Annotated in this window: 3 protein-coding genes; 1 reads left to right on the top strand and 2 read right to left on the bottom strand. The window is 60.8% G+C overall.

What is annotated here, in order from left to right:
• The coding region (locus AAAB16_RS10110) for a GIY-YIG nuclease family protein (protein ID WP_340663209.1) at window positions 1-406 on the top strand (406 nt) is incomplete at its 5' end.
• Here the strand turns inward: AAAB16_RS10110 and AAAB16_RS10105 are convergent.
• Window positions 349-1,959 carry a methyl-accepting chemotaxis protein gene (locus AAAB16_RS10105; RefSeq protein WP_340663208.1) on the bottom strand — a complete coding sequence of 537 codons (1,611 nt, stop codon included), beginning with the start codon at window positions 1,957-1,959 and terminating at the stop codon, window positions 349-351. The genes AAAB16_RS10110 and AAAB16_RS10105 overlap by 58 nt on opposite strands.
• A 135-nt stretch (window positions 1,960-2,094) precedes the next feature.
• Window positions 2,095-3,042: nucleoside recognition domain-containing protein (locus AAAB16_RS10100; protein WP_340663207.1), on the bottom strand; the 948-nt coding region annotated here is incomplete at its 5' end.

Here is a 3,042-nt window from a genome sequence, read left to right as displayed (position 1 = left end):
GCTCTATACCGGCGTCACTTCAGACCCGATCAAACATATTTGGCAGCACCGTAATGACTGCGTGGCAAGCTTCACGCGGACCTACGCGGTGCATACGTTGGTGTATTACGAGGTGCATGAAGACATGCTTGGCGCTATCGCCCGGGAGAAGCAAATCAAGCAGTGGCGCCGGCGGTGGAAACTGAATTTGATCGAGGCGCGCAACCCACATTGGGTGGATTTATGGGGTGAGCTGTGTGGGGTGGGTGGGTGGGTGGGTAAATGGTGCGGCACGGGGACGACGGAGGGAGGACGCATACCTTCATCTACCCCCACCATTCCCACACAGGTGGCGGTTCCTGCGCCAACCTATAACCTGAACCGCTGCACCATCCCATTTAAGTCACTGGCCAACTTGGCCAACTGATCACTGGCCACCGAGGTTTCATGGGCGCCGGTGGCGTTCTGTTCAGCGATGTCGCGGATGTTGACCAGGTTGCGGTCCACTTCGCGGGCGACGCTGGCTTGTTCTTCGGCGGCGCTGGCGATGACCAGGTTCATGTCGTTGATCTGGTTAACCCGCTCGGCAATCAACACCAAAGCGCTGTCGGCCTGGCTGGCCATGATCTGGCTGCGGCTGGCGTACTCGCTGCTTTGCGCCATGGCGCTGACCGATTGCTGGCTGGCATTTTGGATGGCGCTGATCATCCGTTCAATTTCCTGGGTGCTGGTTTGTGTGCGCTGGGCCAGGGCGCGTACTTCGTCGGCCACCACGGCAAAACCGCGGCCTTGGTCCCCTGCCCTGGCCGCTTCAATGGCGGCGTTAAGGGCAAGCAGGTTGGTTTGTTCGGCGATGGTGCGGATTACTTCCAGCACGCGGCCGATGGCAATGGCTTCGTCGGCCAGGGTGGTGATGGTGGTGGAGGTAATGTTCAGACGTTCGGTGAGCTGTTCGATAGTGGCGCGGGTGCTGCTGACCTGCTCACGGCCGGCCTGGGCAGTTTCTTGCGCTTCGCGGGAGGAGTCGGAGGTGTGGTTGGCGTTGCGCGCCACTTCATCAACGGCAGCGGACATCTCGGTAACTGCCGTGGCGGCCATTTGGATTTCGTCGTTTTGCCGGGTGATGCCCCGCGACGAGTCGTCGGTGACCGCGTGCAACTCCTCTGCAGCAGAAGCCAGTTGGGTGGCGGAGCTTTGAATATTCAGCAGGGTTTCGCGCAGGGTGCCTTGCATGCCACCGAGGGAGCGCTGTACGTGGGTAATTTCGTCGGCGCCGTCGGCTTGCACGGGCTGGCTGAGGTCACCGCTGGCAATGCGCTCGGCCGAGGCGGCAAGCACGGCCAGTGGCCGGGTGATGCTGCGGCTGAGCAGCACAGCGGCGAAAATGGTGAAGATCACCGCGGCCAAGAGGATCACGCTAAAGGTGACGGTGGCGTTGTTGGCGCTCGCTTCGGCCCGCGCACCGGCATCGGCCGCGCCTTTGTTGTTAAGGGCGATCAACGCGTCCAAGGCGCTGATCAGGGCGTCGAAGGCTTGTTCGGATTGGGCACTCACTGGCGGCTCGACCTTGCCGGCGGCCATAGCACTCAGCACGGCGCTCAGCGCTTGTTCGTAGGCGGCGCTTTTTTCTTGGTAGGTGGCGAATAAGCGACGGTCTTCGTCGAGGATGATGGTGCCTTTGTAGTCGTTGTCGTAACCGCGCACGCGTTCTTTGATGGTGTTGATTTCGCTGCTGAGCGAGGCCAGCTCATTGGGCTGGGCGATGATTTCGTTTTCATCCAGGCGCATCAGCTGGCGGTCGGATTTGATCTTGGCCATCAGATCGAGGCCGCCCATCCACACGTCTTTGACCTCCAGCAAGTTGCCTTTCAAGCTGGACAACTCGGTTAACGCCACGCCACCGGTGATCAGCAAGATCAGGGTCAGCGCCCCGAAGCCAATGACATTACGCAGACCTACACTCACCGAACGCAAAGACATGACGAACTCCCGAAGAACAAAGGCGGTTCGCTGAGTCTAGACAGTGGTCATCAGGCTGCACCGGGAATGTCGGGGCGTGCGCAGCATGTAGGTTGGGTTGAGCCGCAGGCGAAGCCCAACAGCGGGCTACCAGGCTTAACCAAAGAACCAGTAGCACACGCCAATCGAGGCCACCACGCCAACAAAGTCGGCGAACAGTGCACAGCCCACGGCATGCCGGGCCCGTTGCAAACCCACGGAGCCAAAGTACACGGCCAGCACGTAGAAGGTGGTTTCGGTGCTGCCTTGCATGGTCGCCGCCACCAACGCAGGAAAGCTGTCGACGCCTTGGCTTTGCATGGTTTCAATCAGCATGGCCCGCGCGGCACTGCCGGAGAACGGTTTGACCAGGCCGGTGGGCAGCGCTTCAACAAAGCGGCTGTCCCAGCCCAGGCCTTCGACGCACCAGCGAATGCCACCGAGCAATACGTCCAAGGCCCCCGAGGCGCGCAACACGCCGACGGCGCAAAGCATAGCGACCAGAAACGGCAGCAGGTTTTTTGCCACCTCAAAGCCTTCTTTGGCGCCTTCAACAAAGGTTTCATACACCGGCACGCGCTTGATGGCGCCCATGATCACAAAGCTCAGGATCAGCCCGAACAGGGTGAGGTTGCCGAGCAACGAGGACAGCGCCGTCAGCGCCGTGGCCGACAGGCCGGCCAACACGGTCATAAAGGCGCCAAGCAACAACGCCGCGCCGCCAAACCAGGCGAGCACCACCGGGTCGGTGAGTTTCAGCCGTTGCATAAAGGCCACGGCGAGCAAAGCGCTAAAACTGGAGATGGCATTGGCCAGCAGAATCGGCAAAAACACCAACGCTGGTTCCGCCGCGCCGGCCTGGGCGCGGTACATAAAAATGGACACCGGCAGCAGCACAAACGACGAGGCGTTCATCACCATAAACAGAATTTGCGCGTTGGTGGCTTCGGTGCTGCTGGGGTTGAGTTCTTGCAGGGCCTTCATGGCTTTGAGGCCGATGGGGGTGGCGGCGTTGTCCAGGCCCAGGCCGTTGGCGGTAAAGCTCAGGGTGACTAGACCAAGCGC

This window comes from Pseudomonas sp., assembly GCF_037994325.1.
Taxonomy (GTDB): Bacteria; Pseudomonadota; Gammaproteobacteria; order Pseudomonadales; family Pseudomonadaceae; genus Aquipseudomonas.
This window is presented reverse-complemented; position numbering and strand designations above follow the sequence as displayed.